The sequence below is a fragment of the Streptomyces inusitatus genome (assembly GCF_014651115.1).
In the GTDB taxonomy this organism is placed as follows: Bacteria; Actinomycetota; Actinomycetes; order Streptomycetales; family Streptomycetaceae; genus Streptomyces; species Streptomyces amakusaensis.
This window is the reverse complement of record NZ_BMWG01000001.1, coordinates 17250-33271: the sequence shown is the minus strand read 5'-3', so window position 1 is coordinate 33271 and position 16022 is coordinate 17250. Positions and strand designations below refer to the sequence as shown.

Below are 16022 nucleotides of genomic sequence, written 5' to 3'. Positions count from 1 at the left end.
AGCGGCCCCCGGTGCTTCCCGCACCGGGGGCCGCTGTCGTACATACGCGCACGGGCTCAGCCCTTGGCGCGCCCGCGTGCCGACGGCGGCGGCAGCGGAAAACTGCCGCCCGCCGTCGGGGCGTGCTCGGGGAGCCAGAGCACCGCGATCGCGCCCCCGGTGGCCTCCGAGGCCGGAACGCCCTTCGGAGCCGCGTTGCGGAAGGTGAGCCTCGCCCCCAGCACCCGGGCCTGGCCCGCCGCGATCGTCAGACCCAGGCCGTGCCCGGTGCCCGCGCGGTCGCTCGCCCCCGTACGGAAACGGCTCGGACCCTCCCGCAGCAGCGCGTCCGGGAAGCCGGGGCCGTGGTCGCGGATCCGCACCACCCGGCCCTCGACCGTGACCTCGACCGGCGGCTTGCCGTACTTCGCGGCGTTGGTCAGCAGATTCAGCAGGATCCGCTCCAGCCGCCGGGGGTCGGTGTTCACCCAGGACTCGTGCACCACCTGCACCGGCACATCGGGGTTGAGCGCCGCGATCCGCCGGGTGACGAACTCGCCGAGGGCTATCTCCTGAAGCTCGGCCCGCTCCGACGCGCTGTCCAGCCGGGCCACCTCCAGTACGTCCTCCACCAGCGTCCGCATCGCCTGCGCCCGGTCCCGCACCAGCTCCGACGGCCGGCCCGGCGGCAGCAGCTCGGCGGCCGTGAGCAGCCCGGTCACCGGGGTGCGCAGCTCGTGCGCGATATCGGCGGTGACCCGGCGCTCGGCCTCGATGCGCGCGTTCAGCGCGTCGGTGAGCGCGTCGATGGCGCGGGCCAGATCGTCGGTCTCGTCGCGGACGACACCGCCGATCGCGTCCCGTACCCGCCCCGACGTATGGCCCTCGGCCACATTGGCCGCCGCCGCGGCCGCCTTGCGCAGCCTGCGTGAGAGCTGGCCGCCGATCAGCACCCCCAGCGCGCAGCCTCCGGCGACCACCGAGACCGAGCCGATGATCAGCGCCCGGTCCAGATTCCGCAGGATGACGGCGCTCCGCTCGGGAAACTCGCCGTGCAGCGAGAGCACATCGCCATTGGCGCGCGGCACGGCGGCCCAGATCTCCGGCGGCCCGTCGTCCCGGGTCTCCACATAGCTGCCGCGCCGCTTCTCGTCCATCAGCCGCCGCAGCTCTTTGGGCAGGTCGGGGTCGTTGACCTTGACGTTGAAGCCCTGATTCTTGCTCTTGGGGCCCTCGAAGCCGCGCTCGGCGGTCCGCACCCGTTCGAGCTGCACATCGCGCGCGTTGTCGAGCAGCGCGCCCTGGGCGGCGTTGTGCACCACCAGGCTCAGGGTCAGCGCGATGAGCGCGCCGACCGCCGCGATGGCGATGCTGATCTTCCAGCGGACTCCGGTGCGCAGCACCAGACGCTTCATACCGCGCTCCCGCGCGGTCCAGTGGGCCTCATACGCCTTCCGGGCCTCATGCCTTGAGCTTGTAGCCAAAGCCCCGGACCGTCTCGATCCGGTCCTGGCCGATCTTGGTGCGCAGCCGCTGGACATGGACGTCCACCACCCGCGTGTCACCGCCCCAGCCGTAGTCCCAGACCCGTTCGAGCAGCTTGTCGCGGGAGAGCACGGTGCCGGGCGAGGAGGAGAACTCCAGCAGCAGCCGCATCTCCGTGGGGGTGAGCCCCACCGGATCGCCGGCCCTGCGCACCTCCATGCCCTCTGTGTCGACCTCCAGATCGCCGAAGGTCAGCAGCGCGCCCGGGCCCTGGTCCGCGGCGGCCCGGTCGCCGCCGCCCGCGTGGCCGAACCGCCGCAGCACCGCGCGGATCCGGGCGACCAGCACCGCGCCGTCGAAGGGCTTGGTCACATAGTCGTCCGCGCCCGCCTCCAGACCGAGCACCACGTCGATGGAGTCGGCCCGCGCCGACAGCATGATCACCGGTACGGTCGACTCGTCCCGGATACGACGGCACAGGCTCACCCCGTCGAGCCCCGGCACCATCACGTCGAGCAGCGCGATGTCGGGCCGGTTCGCCCGGAAGGACTCCAGGCCCAGCAGCCCGTCGGGCATGGCGGTCACCACGAAGCCGTGCCGTTCCAGCGCGAGCTGGGTCGCCTCGCGGATGACGTCGTCGTCCTCCACGAACAGCACATGGGTGTCGGCCATCGGTTTTCGCTCTCTCAGTTCTCGTTCGGTACGGAGGTCGGCTCGGGGACGACCAGTTCGTCCTCCCCGACCGTCCTGCTGAATTCGTTCCGCACCCAGTGCAGCTCGCTGAACCGGCCGCTCGCCCAGTGGTACGTCGTCACCACCTCGGCCGACGGCGAGGCCACCGGGTCCCGCTCGCTGTAGACCTGCTGGGTCACCACCAGATCGCCCCGGTCGATGGAGGCGTAGACGGCGGTCTTCTCGGACTTGAAGACATTCTTGTACGCCGAGCCGGCCGCCCGGTAGACATAGGTGCCGAGTCCGACCCCGTCGGCACAGGTCATCACATTCACGACCACGTCCGGCGACTGCCCGCCGGTGATGTTCCCGTACGCGACGTCCACCGGGTAGGCGCTGCGGCCGCAGGGCTTGAGGTCGGCCTTGACCTGCTTGTCGACCTCCGGGTCGTTCTTGATCAGCTCGACCGGGTCGACGGGCGCGGTCTTCCCCGCCGGGGTGTCCGCCGCCGCGCCCGGGGAACTCGCCGCCGGGGTGCTCTTCGGGGCGGCCTGGGCGTGCGCCGAGCCCTCGTCCTGTACGCCGCTGCCGCTCGCCGAGCAGCCGACGGTGAACAGCCCGAGGACGGCGAGCGCGGCGAGCGCCGCGGCGCCCGCCGTCAGTCCTCGCGGATGTCCTGCCGGGTGTCCTCCCGGGTGTCCCGGATGTCCTGCCGCGCGCCGCCCGTCGGCGGCGCGTCCGGGACCGGGACTGGGCCCGGGCCCAGTCCCAGTCCCAGTGCCCGGAATCTTCCTCAAGCCGCCCGTACGGCTGGTTCCCGGGCCTTTCAGGCCGCGCACCGCTCCTGCCCCCGCTCGTCGTCACAACGGTCGTCCCGCACCCCGCGGATCCGGCCGATCCCGTCCGGTCCGTCGATCTCGTCGCGCTCCAGCGCCCGCGCGTCCAGGTCCCGGCTCTCCAGCTCCTGACGCAGCCTGGCCAGTGCCCGGTGCAGCGTGCTCTTCACCGTACCCGCAGACATGCCCAGCGCGGCAGCGGTCTCCTCGGTGCTCATCTGCTCCCAGTGCCGCAGCACCACCACACTGCGCTGCTTGGGCGCGAGCACCTTCAGCACATCCATCAGCAGGGCGCGGTCGGCGCGCTGCTCGGTGCCGTCCTCGACACAGGCGTCGGGCAGCTGCTCGGTGGGCACCTCCTCAAGCTTGCGGGCCCGCCACCACTCCGTACGGGTATTGATCATCACCCGGCGGAGATAGGCGTCGGCGAGGGACTTGTCGGCGATGCCGTCCCAGCGGCCGTAGGTGCGGGCCAGCGCGGTCTGGAGCAGGTCCTGGGCGTCGATCGGGTCGGGCACGAGCCGCCGGGCGCTGCGCAGCAGAGCCTCCTGCCGGGTGCGTACGTACTCTTCAAAACCGAGCACCTCGCCGTGCGCCATTCCAACCGCCTCCGTCCCCGTGAACTGCACCGCGTTCCGTTACCTCAGAAGCTACGGAGCGGTTGTCACGGCGCTGCGCGGAGAAGCCGTCGGAGGGCGCACGGCCATCCATCGGTTGTGTAACAGCCAATGTTTCGGGGGGCGCGCGCCGGGGAAAGCGCCGGGAAACTTCCTCGGAACTCCCGGGGAACGGGCGGATCCCGCTCAGCCGGGAAGCCGGTACATGCCCTCGGCGAGCGGCTCCACCAGACCGTCCGCGACCAGCCCGTCCAGCGCCCTGGCGCGCTGCACCGGCTCGTGCCAGACCGCGTCCAGCGCCGACTGCCCCACCGGGGCGTGGGCCTCCCGCAGCACGGCCAGCAGCTTGCCGCGCACCTGGCGGTCGGTGCCCGCGTAGGTCTGGCCGCGCCGGGCGGGGCCGGTGTGGGCGGGCTTCCCGGACAGCCGCCAGGCGCACTGGGCGGCGATCGGGCAGCGCGCGCACGCCTCGTTCCGGGCGGTGCACACCAGCGCGCCCAGCTCCATCGAGGCCGCCGCCCAGCGGGCCGCGGTCTCCTCGTCGTCGGGGAGCAGCGCCCGGGCGAGCTTGCGCTCGGCGGCCGTGGTCGCGGTCGGCGGGTACTGGATGCCGCTCGCGGCGCGGGCGAGCACCCGGCGCACATTGGTGTCCAGGACGGCGTGCCGCTGTCCGTACGCGAAGGAGGCGACGGCCGCCGCCGTGTACTCGCCGATCCCGGGCAGCGCCAGCAGCTGGGCGTGGTCGCTGGGCACATCGCCGCCGTGCCGCTCCGTTATCGCCTGCGCGGCCCCGTGCAGGCGCAGCGCGCGGCGCGGATAGCCGAGCCGGCCCCAGGCGCGGACGGCCTCGCCGGAGGCCTCGGCCGCCAGATCGGCGGGCCGGGGCCAGCGGGCCAGCCACTGTTCGTACACCGGGAGCACCCGGGAGACCGGGGTCTGCTGCAACATGAACTCGCTGACCATCACCCCCCACGCGCCCGCCTCCGGGCGTCGCCAGGGCAGATCGCGGGCGTGTTCGTCGAACCAGGCGATGACGGGGGAGTGCAGGGACGCGGCGTCGGCGGGTGCGAAGTCTGTGCTGGTCTCAGTCATGGCACTGACGATCCTGACATGCCACGGGCACCAGAGCGCGCACCCGCTCCGGGCGCGGGGCCGTCGGCCCTCCTTCCGGGGCAGGGCGGGCCCCGCCGGGCGGGCGTACGGCGGTCAGCCGCGCCCGGGCCCGGCGAACCAGGTCACCAGGCCGTTCCGGCTGGTGCGCATCGAGCCGAGCAGGGACGTCGCCGGGCGGCGCAGCGCCGCCATGGCGATCGCGGCGACCACGCCGCCGAGCACCAGGCCGACGATCACATCGTGCGGGTAGTGCACTCCGACGAAGACCCGGGAGAACGCCATCAGCAGCGCCATCGGCACGGTCAGCCACGCCAGCTTCGGCCGGACGAGCAGCAGGGCCACCGCCGCCGCGCCCGCGATCGCGGAATGGTTGCTGGGGAAGGACCAGTCGCCGACGGGCGGGCAGGTCGCCAGGGATCCCACCGCCTCGGTGACCGTGCGGCAGGGGCGTTCCTCGTCGAACACGGTCTTGAGGGACTCGCTGACGACATAGCCGATCGCGGTCGCGATCGGGGCGAGCACCGCCACGGCTATCTCGGTGGTGGTGCCGCCGCGCGCCCGCCACCACATGACCACGAAGAGGACTCCGAAGAGGAGGAGTCCGGCCTCGGTCCAGAACTCGGCCAGTTTATGGACCCAGTAGGGGGTGGTGGCGGCGTATTCGGTGATGTCGCGGTAGAGCCCGCGGGTGATGGTGCTGTCCATGACGTGCGACCGTACCCGCTGCCCGGAGGCGGCTGACCAGCGCGTTGGGCGGGGGCCCGCCCTGATGGAATCCGGCGGCGATCGGTTCCATTCGGCCCAGTCCCATGATGATGATCGGCAGAACTTGGGAACTCTGCGGCGGGGAGGACGGGAGTTGGCCGGGTTCTCTCGTAGAGTTTGATCCGTGGGATCTATGCGCAATCCGATCGGGCCGCTCCCCTCCTCCATCTACTGGCGGCGGAGAGCCGTCGCGCTGACACTGGCCGCGCTGCTCCTGGCGCTGGCCGTGTGGGCGGTGACCTCGGGCGACGGGGGCGGAGGCGGTGACGACCATGCCAACGGCGGGTCCACCAAAGCACCTTCGACCATCACACCGGGGCCCTCGCGGTCCGGTCCGGCGATCAGCGCGCAGCCCGGCGGACGCGAGGACTCGGGCGGTACGAACGCCGGTTCGGGTTCGGGGTCCGGTTCGGGGTCCGGCTCTGGCTCGGGTTCCGGCGGGGCCGACGGCGGTACGGGGTCGTCCTCGGGCGGCGGTACAGGCAGCTCCGGTTCCAGTTCTGGCTCCGGGTCAGATTCCGGCTCCGGCTCCGGGGACTCCGGCGGTGGTCCCGGCTCCGGCGGTCCGGCCGGCGAGCGGGTCCGGGCGGGCTCCCCGCTGCCCGACTGCCCCTCCGGCTCGCTGCGATTGGCGCTCACCACCCGCAACGACTACGCGCCCGGCGAGAAGCCCTTGTTCCGGCTGAGCGCCGCCAACACCTCGGCCACCGACTGCAAGGCGGACTTCGGACCCGCCGCGGCCGTGCTCACCATCAGGGACAACAGCGCCGACGAGGTGTGGTCGTCCAAGGACTGCCCCAAGCCCGCGGGCAGCCTGCTGCTGAGGGTCCCGGCCGGCGCCACGATCACCCACACCGTCGAGTGGGACCGCCGGGAGAGCGAGCCCCGCTGCGCGACCCCGCCCGCCGGACCGGTCGAGGCTGGCACCTATCTGGTGGAACTGCGCTTCCCCGGCGAGTCGATGACCCAGCGTTCCTTCGTGCTGAAGAAGGACTGAGGAAGCGTCAGAACGACGAGACCGGCCGCTCCCCGAGGGGAACGGCCGGTCTCTCTCATGCGTGGCGTTTATACGTACCGTTCGAGGATGGACGACTCGGCGAGGCGGGACAGCCCCTCCCGTACGCTCCTGGCCCGGGCCTCGCCCACGCCGTCGACGGTCTGGAGATCGTCCACACTGGCCGCGAGCAGCTTCTGCAGACCGCCGAAGTGCTCCACCAGCCGCTCGATGATCGCGCCCGGCAGCCGGGGCACCTTCGCCAGCAGCCGGTAACCGCGCGGCGAGACCGCGGAATCCAGCGTCTCGGGGGAGCCGCTGTAGCCCAGGGCGCGGGCCACTATGGGAAGTTCCAGCAGCTCGGTGTGGGTGAGCGCGTCCAGCTCGTGGAGCGCCTCGTCGACCGTGCGGGACCGCTTGGCGGTCGGCTCCGGCACATAGTCGCGCACGACGAGCTCCCGCTCCGGCTCCACGCCCGCGATCAGCTCGTCGAGCTGGAGGGAGAGCAGCCGTCCGTCGGTGCCCAACTCCACCACGTACTCGGCGATCTCGGTGGCGATCCGGCGCACCATCTCCAGCCGCTGGGCGACCGCGGTGACGTCCCGGACCGTGACCAGATCCTCGATCTCCAGCGCCGAGAGCGTGCCCGCGACCTCGTCCAGCCGGAGCTTGTACCGCTCCAGGGTGGCCAGCGCCTGATTGGCGCGGGAGAGGATCGCCGCCGACTCCTCCAGGACCCTGCGCTCCCCGTCCACGTACAGCGCGATCAGCCGCATCGACTGGGACACGGAGATCACCGGGAAACCGCACTGCCGCGAGACCCGGTCCGCCGTGCGGTGCCGGGTGCCGGTCTCGTCCGTGGGGATCGAGGCGTCCGGCACCAGCTGCACACCCGCGCGGTGGATCTTCGTGGCGTCCTTGTCGAGGATGAGCGCGCCGTCCAGCTTGCACAGCTCACGCAGCCGGGTGGCGGCGAACTCCACATCCAGCACAAAGCCGCCCGTGCACATCGACTCGACCATCTTGTCCATGCCGAGGACGATCAGACCGCCGGTGTTGCCCCGGAGGATGCGCTCCAGGCCGTCACGGAGCGCCGTGCCGGGGGCGACAGCGCTCAGGGCGGCGCGGATCAGTGCTTCGTTGCCGGAGCCCGCGCCGGACTTTCCGGGCGATGATGCCCGGTCGTTGGCTGCCACTGCACTCCTCCGGCTCGTACGGATGGGCGAGACCAGGGCAAAGTCTACCGGCGAGTGTCGCCGCCCCGGGGGGCGTCCGCGCGCTCTTCCCGCGAGGCCCCGGAGGAGCCCCCGCGCGAGGCCCTCGCCGAGGGCTCCTCCGAGGCCTGCTTCCGGCCGCGCGGCAGCACTCTGAGGGCTTCTCCCACATCGGCCACCTCCGTCACCTTCATCCCGGCGGGGATCCGGCCGGGATCGCTGGGAACGAGCGCGTGGGTGAAGCCGAGCCGGTGCGCCTCGGCCAGCCGGCGCTGAACTCCGGTGACCCGTCTGACCTCGCCCGCGAGGCCGACCTCGCCGATCGCGACGAGATTCTTCGGCAGCGGGGAGTCGCTCGCCGCCGACGCCAGCGCCAGCGCGATCGCCAGATCGGCGGCGGGCTCCGAGAGCTTCACCCCGCCGACCGTGGCGCTGTAGATGTCGCGCTTGCCCAGGGCCGTGATCCGGCCGCGCTGCTCCAGCACGGCGAGCATCATCGACACCCGGGAGGTCTCCAGACCCGAGGTGGTCCGCCGGGGCGAGGGGATCTGCGAGTCCACGGTGAGCGCCTGCACCTCGGCCACCAGCGGGCGCTTGCCCTCCAGAGTGACTGTCAGACAGGTGCCGGGCACCGGCGCGGCCCGGCGGGTGAGGAAGAGCCCCGAGGGATCGGCGAGCCCATTGATCCCCTCGTCCGTCAGCTCGAAGCAGCCGACCTCGTCGGTCGCCCCGTAGCGGTTCTTGATGCCCCGGACCAGCCGGAGCCGGGCGTGCCGGTCTCCCTCGAAGTGCAGCACGACATCGACGAGATGCTCCAGCAGCCGGGGCCCGGCGATCGTGCCGTCCTTGGTGACATGGCCGACCAGCAGCGTGGACATCCCGCGCTCCTTGGAGGCGCGGATCAGCGCCCCGGCCACCTCCCGGACCTGGGCCATGCCGCCCGGCGCGCCGTCGATCTCCGGCGAGGCCACCGTCTGCACCGAGTCCAGGATCAGCAGGGACGGCTTGACCGCGTCCAGATGGCCGAGGACGGCGGAGAGATCGGTCTCGGCGGCGAGATAGAGATGGTCGTGGAGCGCGCCGATGCGGTCGGCGCGCAGCCGCACCTGGCTCGCGGACTCCTCGCCCGTCACATACAGCGTGGGATGGGCCTCGTCGGCGGCCTTGGCGGCGACGTCGAGCAGCAGGGTCGACTTGCCGACCCCGGGCTCGCCCGCGAGCAGCACCACGGCCCCGGGCACCAGACCGCCGCCCAGCACCCGGTCCAGCTCGTCCACCCCCGTGGAGCGGGCGGTCGCCTGCCGCCCGTCGACCTGGCCGATCGGCAGCGCCGCGGTGGAGACCCGCCCCGCCGCCGTCGTCCGCACGGCGGGCGCGCCGTACTCCTCGACCGTGCCCCAGGCCTGGCACTCGGGGCAGCGGCCGAGCCACTTCGCGGTCGTCCACCCGCACTCGGTGCAGCGGTAGGACGGCCGGTCCTTCGCGGATTTCGTACGGGCAGCCATGACGCGAACCGTACCCGGACCCACTGACAACGCAGCCCCCGCCCGCCCCGCGACCGCCCGTCCCGGGGCGGGTCCCCCTCCCGGATGAGAACTGGCACGAGTCAATAGAGGAGAAATGAGCGACTCCTGTCCCCTATCGAGCGAACTGTTCACCCGTAAGAAGTAAAACCACTCAAGAGGTACGAACAGGATGCCGCCCTGCGCCTACCGTCTCGGCGTGACGAGCAGCAGGCTGGAACCATCCGCCCACGCCACCGGCGCGCACCGACCGCGCCGGCGCGCGCCGCAGCCCTCCCCGCAGCAGCGGCCGGGCCGCTACGAGCCCTACCTCGACGGGCTCTTCACCTACTGCCTCTCCCTGGTGCGCGACCACGACACCGCCGCCGCGCTCCTCGTGGACGTCCTCGCCGTCGCGGACCGCCAGCGCGGTCGCGGCCCCGCGCACGAACCCGAACGCAAGGCGTGGCTGTACGCGCTCGCCCGCTGGGCCTGTCTGCGCCGGCTGGCCGAGCAGCGGCGGGCCCGCCAGGGCGCGCACACCGGCCGCCCCGCCGCCCCCGAGGAGCGCCCCCGCGTCCCGGCCGCCACCGCCGAGCGCCGCCGCGCCGAGCTGGCCCTGCTGGCCTGGCCCGAGGCCGCCGGCACCTCGCCCGAGCAGCGCGACGCCCTGGAGCTCGCCGTACGCCACGGACTCGCCCCCCGCGAGGTCGCCGCCGTCCTCGGCCTGGACCCGCTCCCCGCCCGGGAGCTCCTCGCCGCCGCCGCCTGCGAGGTCGAGCGCACCCGCGCGGCGCTCGCCGTCGTCGAGACCTGCGGCTGCCCCACCGTCGCCCGGCTCGCCGGGGACCGGCGGGTCCTGCACTCCGCCGTGCTCCGCACCGAACTCGTCCGGCACGTCGACGACTGCCCGCGCTGCCGCCGCGCCGCCGAGCACGCCGGGGCGAACGGGCCCTGGCCCGGCTCGGCCGTCACCCCCGACACCCTCCCGCTGATCCCCGCGCCCCGCGCCGCCGTCCGCCCCGCGCCCCGCCACACCCCCCGGCGCGGCCGGGCGAGCACCCCCCGTTTCGGGCCGACCGGCTTCCCGCTCGACCCCAAGGACCACGCCGCCCGCCGCGACCGGCTGCGCGCCCGCGCGATGACGACCACGGTCGTGGCGACGGTGGTGGCCGCGCCGGTCCTCGCGCTCTGGGCCGCCTACCGGGGCGCCCCGCTGACGGGGGAGGGCCGGCACGGAGCCCCGGTCAGCGCCACGGAGACGGAGACGGGGGAGCGGCTCACAGGAGACGCCTACGACCGCTACGAGCACGCGGGCAACGCGGACGGGAAGCCCGCCCCCCGCTTCACCGCCGGATCCCGCTCCCCCGAGGTCTCGGTCGAGGTCCCGGCCACCGGCCCCCGCCCGCCCACCGCCCCCGCCGGACACCCCGGGCCCGGCCGCCTCACCGTCGACGCCGAACCCTTCGCCGGCACCACCCGGATCACCCTCCGGGCCTCCGGCGGCGCACCGGTGCGCTGGTCGGTCTGGTCGGACGCCTCCTGGATCCGGCCGAGCCGGACCTCGGGAACCCTGAATCCCGGGCAGACCCTCACCCTCCGGATCGAGGTGGACGCCGCCCGCGAACCCTCCGGCCCCTGGCGCGCCCGCATCGGCGTCGACCCCTCCAACGCCGTCATCACCGTCGAAGGCCGAGGCACCCGCCCCACACCCCCGCCCCCTCCCCGCCCCGCAGCCCCGCCCTTCTCCACCCCACCCCCAACCCCGACCCCCACCCCGCCCCCGCCCTCCGCCTCTCCCTCAACCACTCCACCGGTGACTCCGACCGGTGCGTCAATCTCCAGCCCGTCCGGCGCTTGAGGACGGACCCCGCGCCCCGGGACCCAGGATCAAGCCAGAGACCCGAGCCCCGGGTCCCTCACCCCACCCACCCCCACCCTCACCCGTCCGCAGGATGCGGAGCCACCAGCGGCAGCTGCGACGCCAGCCGCGCCTCACACAGCCCCACCAGCACCTCGTACGCCTCCCGCCCCATCATCTCCACCAGCTCCGGCCGGTACGTCACATACACCGGATCCCCCGCCCCGTGCGCCGACGTCGCCGAAGTGCACCACCAGTGCAGATCGTGCCCACCCGGCCCCCACCCCCGCCGGTCGTACTCCCCGATCGAGACCTGGAGCACCTTGGTGTCGTCGGGCCGCTCGATCCAGTCGTACGTCCGGCGCACCGGAAGCTGCCAGCACACATCCGGCTTGGTCTCCAGCGGCTCCTTCCCCTCCTTGAGCGCGAGGATGTGCAGCGAACAGCCCGCGCCCCCGGCGAACCCCGGCCGGTTCTGGAAGATGCACGACCCCTTCCAGCGGCGCGTCTGCCGCTCGCCGTCCTCGTCCACCTCCACCCAGCCCGAGTCCGTCCCCACCTCGTGGAACTGCCAGAGGTCCGGAGTGAGCCGCTCGACATGACCGGCCACCCTCTCCTCGTCCTCCTCGTCCGAGAAGTGCGCGCCCAGCGTGCAGCACCCGTCGTCGGCCCGGCCCGCCTGAATCCCCTGGCAGCCGCTGCCGAAAATGCAGCTCCACCGGGAGGTCAGCCAGGTCAGATCGCAGCGGAACACCTGTTCGTCGTCGGCCGGATCGGGGAACTCGACCCACGCTCGCGGGAAGTTCAGCCCCCGCTCATCGCCCTGGATCTTCTTCGGGGGCGTGGCTTTGCCCTGCTTCGCCTTTTTCGTCTTTGGCACATGGCAAGGGTATGTCCGCCACCGCTAGTAGCGTTCTGCGCATGAGACTGGGAGTCCTCGACGTCGGTTCGAACACGGTGCACCTGCTGGTGGTGGACGCGCACCCCGGTGCGCGCCCCCTTCCCGCCCACTCGCACAAGGCGGAGCTGCGCCTTGCCGAGCTGCTCGACCCGGACGGCGCCATCGGCCCCAAGGGCGTCGACCGGCTGGTCGAGACCCTCCACCGGGCGGTGCAGGCCGCCGAGGACCAGGGCTGCGAGCAGGTCCTCAGCTTCGCCACCTCCGCCGTCCGGGAAGCGAGCAACGCCGATGTGGTGCTGGCCAGGGTCAAGGCCGAGACCGGCGTCGACCTCCAGGTCCTCACCGGCGAGGAGGAAGCCCGCCTCACCTTCCTCGCGGCCCGCCGCTGGTTCGGCTGGTCCGCCGGAAAGCTGCTGGTCATCGACATCGGCGGCGGTTCGCTGGAGATCGCGTACGGGATCGACGAAGAGCCCGACGCCGCCGTCTCCCTGCCGCTGGGCGCGGGCCGTCTGACGGCCGCCTCGCTCCCCGGCGACCCGCCCGCCGCCGAGGACGTCCGCGCGCTGCGCCGCCACATCCGCGCCGAGATCGCCCGTACGGTCGGCGAATTCAGCCGCTTCGGCCGCCCCGACCACATCGTCGCGACCTCGAAGACCTTCAAGCAGCTGGCCAGGATCGCGGGCGCGGCCCGGGACGCCGACGGGCTCTACGTCCAGCGCGAGCTGAGCCGTAAATCACTCCAGGACTGGGTCCCCAAGCTCGCCGCGATGACGGTCGAGGAGCGTGCCACGCTCCCCGGCGTCTCCATCGGCAGGGCCCGCCAGCTGCTGGCCGGGGCCCTGGTCGCCGAGGGCGCGATGGACCTCTTCGGGGCCCAGGAGCTGGAGATCTGCCCCTGGGCGCTGCGCGAGGGCGTGATCCTGCGCCGCTTGGACCACCTCCCGGCCCGGTAAGCCCGCACCCCGCCCCGCCGCCCGTTGTCACACCCTCGCCACAGGCCCCGGGGCCGCGCCCCGACCCGCTCCGCGGCCGGGCGCGGCCCCGTACCCTGATTCCCGTGGCAGAACCAGTGGCGCGCACCCCCCGTGCGAAAGACGCGAAGGATGTGAAGGTCGTCCTGTCGACCGCTTCGGTCTATCCGGAGTCGACGGCGACGGCCTTCGAGATCGCCGCGCGCCTGGGGTACGACGGCGTCGAGGTGATGGTCTGGACCGACCCGGTCAGCCAGGACGTCGAAGCCCTGCGCAGGCTCTCCGACTACCACCAGGTCCCGGTGCGGGCCGTCCATGCGCCGTGTCTGCTGATCACCCAGCGGGTCTGGTCCACGGACCCCTGGGTGAAGCTCCAGCGGGCGCGGGACGCCGCCGAGCGGCTCGGCGCGTCGACCGTCGTCGTCCACCCGCCCTTCCGCTGGCAGCGGCAGTACGCCCGGGACTTCGTCGGCGGAATCTGGCGGATGGCGGACGAGACGGATGTGCGGTTCGCCGTCGAGAACATGTACCCGTGGCGCTACCGGGACCGCGAGATGCTCGCGTACGCCCCCGAGTGGGACGTCACCAAGGACGACTACCGCCACTTCACGATCGACCTCTCCCACACCGCCACCTCCCGCTCGGACACCATGGCGATGGTCGACCGGATGGGCGACCGCCTCGGCCATGTGCACCTCGCCGACGGCAAGGGCTCCGCGAAGGACGAGCATCTGGTCCCCGGCCGGGGCGACCAGCCCTGCGCCGAACTCCTGGAGCGCCTGGTCCATACCGGTTTCGACGGACATGTGGTGATCGAGGTGAACACCCGCCGCGCGATGTCGGCGGCCGAGCGCGAGGCCGATCTCGCCGAGGCGCTCGCCTTCACCCGCCGGCATCTGGCGGCGGCCGCGCGGCCGGTGCCGGCCGACCGAGGAGTGAGCAAGCTGTCCCGTATGCCGGACACTCTGTCCGGATCTTGAGCCATCGGCGTACGCTCGTACCCGGCGAAAACTCTCTACCGAGGAGCGAGCGACGATGCCCGAGCTGCGGTCCCGCACAGTCACCCACGGCCGGAACATGGCGGGCGCCCGCGCCCTGATGAGGGCCTCGGGCGTAGCCAGCGCGGACATCGGGAAGCCGATCATCGCGGTCGCCAACTCCTTCACGGAGTTCGTGCCCGGCCACACCCACCTCCAGCCGGTCGGCCGGATCGTCAGCGAGGCGATCCTCGCGGCCGGAGCCGTCCCCCGCGAGTTCAACACGATCGCGGTCGACGACGGCATCGCCATGGGCCACGGCGGAATGCTCTACTCCCTGCCTTCCCGCGATCTGATCGCCGACAGCGTGGAGTACATGGTCGAGGCGCACTGCGCCGACGCCCTGATCTGCATCTCCAACTGCGACAAGATCACCCCCGGGATGCTCAACGCGGCACTGCGCCTCAACATCCCGACGGTCTTCGTCTCCGGCGGCCCGATGGAGGCCGGCAAGGCCACCCTGGTCGACGGCACGGTCCGCAAGCTCGACCTGGTCAACGCCATCGTCGACGCCGTCGACGAGAGCATCTCGGACGCCGACATCCTCCGTATCGAGGAGAACGCCTGCCCGACCTGCGGCTCCTGCTCCGGCATGTTCACCGCCAACTCGATGAACTGTCTGACCGAGGCCATGGGCCTCTCCCTCCCGGGCAACGGCTCGGTCCTGGCGACCCACACCGCCCGCCGCGCGCTGTACGAGAACGCGGGCCGCACGGTCGTGGAGATCACCAAGCGGTACTACGAGGGCGACGACGACAGCGTCCTGCCGCGCAACATCGCCACCCGCGCCGCCTTCGAGAACGCCATGGCGCTGGACATCGCCATGGGCGGCTCCACCAACACGATCCTCCACCTGCTCGCCGCCGCCCAGGAGGCCGAGCTGGACTACGGCCTCGACGACATCAACGCCGTCTCGCGCCGGGTGCCCTGCCTGGCCAAGGTCGCGCCGAACGTCGCGCCCGGCGGCACCTACTACATGGAGGACGTGCACCGCGCGGGCGGCATCCCCGCGATCCTCGGCGAGCTGTACCGCGCCGGACTCCTCAACGAGGACGTCCACACCGTCCACTCCCCGTCGATCAAGGACTGGCTGGAGACCTGGGACGTCCGCGGCGGCTCCCCGTCCGACGAGGCCGTCGAGCTGTGGCACGCGGCCCCCGGCTGTGTGCGCTCGGCCGAGGCCTTCTCCCAGTCGGAGCGCTGGGACACCCTCGACACGGACGCGGCAGGCGGCTGCATCCGGGACGCGGCCCACGCGTACAGCAAGGACGGCGGGCTCGCCGTCCTCAAGGGCAATCTGGCGGTCGACGGCTGCGTCGTGAAGACGGCCGGCGTCGACGAGTCGATCTGGACCTTCGAGGGCCCCGCCGTGGTCTGCGAGTCCCAGGAAGAGGCCGTCGACAAGATCCTCCGCAAGGAGATCAAGGAGGGCGACGTCGTCGTCATCCGCTACGAGGGCCCCCGGGGCGGCCCCGGCATGCAGGAGATGCTCTACCCGACGTCCTTCCTGAAGGGCCGCGGTCTGGGCAAGGCCTGCGCCCTCGTCACGGACGGCCGCTTCTCCGGCGGCACCTCCGGCCTCTCCATCGGCCACGCCTCACCCGAGGCGGCCTCCGGCGGCACCATCGCCCTGGTGGAGAACGGCGACCGCATCCGCATCGACATCCCCAACCGCTCCATCGACCTCCTGGTCCCCGAAGCCGACCTCACCGCCCGCCGCGAAGCCCTCAACGGCGTCTACGCCCCCAAGAACCGCGAGCGCAAAGTCTCCGCCGCCCTCCGCGCCTACGCCGCCATGGCCACCAGCGCCGACCGCGGCGCCATCCGCGACATCTCCCTCCTCCCGTAGCCCCCTCAAGCCCCCTCGCCCCCGGACTCCCCGGGGGTGAGGCAGGCACCACCGGGTCCAGCGAAATTTCAGCCCCGGTGGGGTCTCTTTCCAGATGAAGTCCGGGTCAGCAAAATTCAGCCCCGCCGGCGATTGAGGCGCGGGGCTCGGAGTGGGTCCAACACCCTGGGACCTGCTCGGCAGCGGACCGTTTCCGCTGGTCAAAGGCGGTCCCGGTATGTCTGTG

Annotated in this window: 14 protein-coding genes; 5 read left to right on the top strand and 9 right to left on the bottom strand. The window is 72.6% G+C overall.

Going from position 1 to position 16022, the window contains the following annotated elements; genetic code table 11:
- Positions 1 to 56: 56 nt before the first annotated feature.
- From cseC to IE247_RS00140, 6 genes are all read right to left on the bottom strand, one after another.
- Positions 57 to 1394: a two-component system sensor histidine kinase CseC gene (gene cseC, locus IE247_RS00165; protein ID WP_190120755.1), complete on the bottom strand. Its 1338-nt coding sequence runs from the start codon at positions 1392 to 1394 to the stop codon at positions 57 to 59.
- A gap of 46 nt (positions 1395 to 1440) precedes the next feature.
- Positions 1441 to 2136, bottom strand: coding sequence for a two-component system response regulator CseB (gene cseB, locus IE247_RS00160; protein ID WP_190120754.1), 696 nt, complete (start codon positions 2134 to 2136; stop codon positions 1441 to 1443).
- 14 nt (positions 2137 to 2150) lie between these two features.
- Entirely contained in the window at positions 2151 to 2975 is an 825-nt protein-coding gene (locus IE247_RS00155) for a hypothetical protein (RefSeq protein ID WP_229868335.1), read from the bottom strand.
- Positions 2963 to 3571 (bottom strand): SigE family RNA polymerase sigma factor, encoded by a 609-nt coding sequence (locus IE247_RS00150; RefSeq protein ID WP_190120753.1) that lies wholly within the window; start codon positions 3569 to 3571, stop codon positions 2963 to 2965. Before IE247_RS00150 ends, IE247_RS00155 begins: the two co-directional genes overlap by 13 nt.
- Before the next feature lie 204 nt (positions 3572 to 3775).
- Positions 3776 to 4681 carry an iron-sulfur binding domain-containing protein gene (locus IE247_RS00145; RefSeq protein WP_190120752.1) on the bottom strand — a complete coding sequence of 302 codons (906 nt, stop codon included), beginning with the start codon at positions 4679 to 4681 and terminating at the stop codon, positions 3776 to 3778.
- 114 nt (positions 4682 to 4795) lie between these two features.
- Positions 4796 to 5407, bottom strand: a complete 612-nt coding sequence (locus IE247_RS00140) for a phosphatase PAP2 family protein (RefSeq protein ID WP_190120751.1) — start codon at positions 5405 to 5407, stop codon at positions 4796 to 4798.
- A 184-nt stretch (positions 5408 to 5591) separates the two neighbouring features.
- Between IE247_RS00140 and IE247_RS00135 the strand changes: the two genes are divergently transcribed.
- Positions 5592 to 6464 carry a hypothetical protein gene (locus IE247_RS00135; protein WP_190120750.1) on the top strand — a complete coding sequence of 291 codons (873 nt, stop codon included), beginning with the start codon at positions 5592 to 5594 and terminating at the stop codon, positions 6462 to 6464.
- Between the two features lie 68 nt (positions 6465 to 6532).
- Here the strand turns inward: IE247_RS00135 and disA are convergent, their stop codons facing one another.
- Positions 6533 to 7657, bottom strand: coding sequence for a DNA integrity scanning diadenylate cyclase DisA (gene disA / locus IE247_RS00130; RefSeq protein ID WP_190120749.1), 1125 nt, complete (start codon positions 7655 to 7657; stop codon positions 6533 to 6535).
- A gap of 44 nt (positions 7658 to 7701) precedes the next feature.
- Positions 7702 to 9180 (bottom strand): DNA repair protein RadA, encoded by a 1479-nt coding sequence (radA, locus tag IE247_RS00125; RefSeq protein ID WP_190120748.1) that lies wholly within the window; start codon positions 9178 to 9180, stop codon positions 7702 to 7704.
- A gap of 217 nt (positions 9181 to 9397) precedes the next feature.
- On the opposite strand from radA, the gene IE247_RS00120 reads away from it, so the two are divergent.
- On the top strand, positions 9398 to 11038 hold the full coding sequence (locus IE247_RS00120; protein ID WP_373305477.1) for a BACON domain-containing protein: 1641 nt from the start codon (positions 9398 to 9400) through the stop codon (positions 11036 to 11038).
- Between the two features lie 79 nt (positions 11039 to 11117).
- Here the strand turns inward: IE247_RS00120 and IE247_RS00115 are convergent, their stop codons facing one another.
- Positions 11118 to 11918, bottom strand: a complete 801-nt coding sequence (locus IE247_RS00115) for a DUF3109 family protein (RefSeq protein ID WP_190120746.1) — start codon at positions 11916 to 11918, stop codon at positions 11118 to 11120.
- 41 nt (positions 11919 to 11959) lie between these two features.
- Here IE247_RS00115 and IE247_RS00110 point away from each other — a divergent pair, with 41 nt between their 5' ends.
- From IE247_RS00110 to ilvD, 3 genes are all read left to right on the top strand, one after another.
- Positions 11960 to 12892 carry a Ppx/GppA family phosphatase gene (locus tag IE247_RS00110; protein ID WP_190120745.1) on the top strand — a complete coding sequence of 311 codons (933 nt, stop codon included), beginning with the start codon at positions 11960 to 11962 and terminating at the stop codon, positions 12890 to 12892.
- Positions 12893 to 12996: 104 nt separating this feature from the next.
- Complete coding sequence (locus IE247_RS00105; protein ID WP_373305476.1) at positions 12997 to 13890, top strand: sugar phosphate isomerase/epimerase family protein; 894 nt, start codon at positions 12997 to 12999, stop codon at positions 13888 to 13890.
- A gap of 55 nt (positions 13891 to 13945) precedes the next feature.
- Complete coding sequence (gene ilvD, locus IE247_RS00100) at positions 13946 to 15796, top strand: dihydroxy-acid dehydratase (RefSeq protein ID WP_190120744.1); 1851 nt, start codon at positions 13946 to 13948, stop codon at positions 15794 to 15796.
- Positions 15797 to 16022 lie beyond the last annotated feature (226 nt).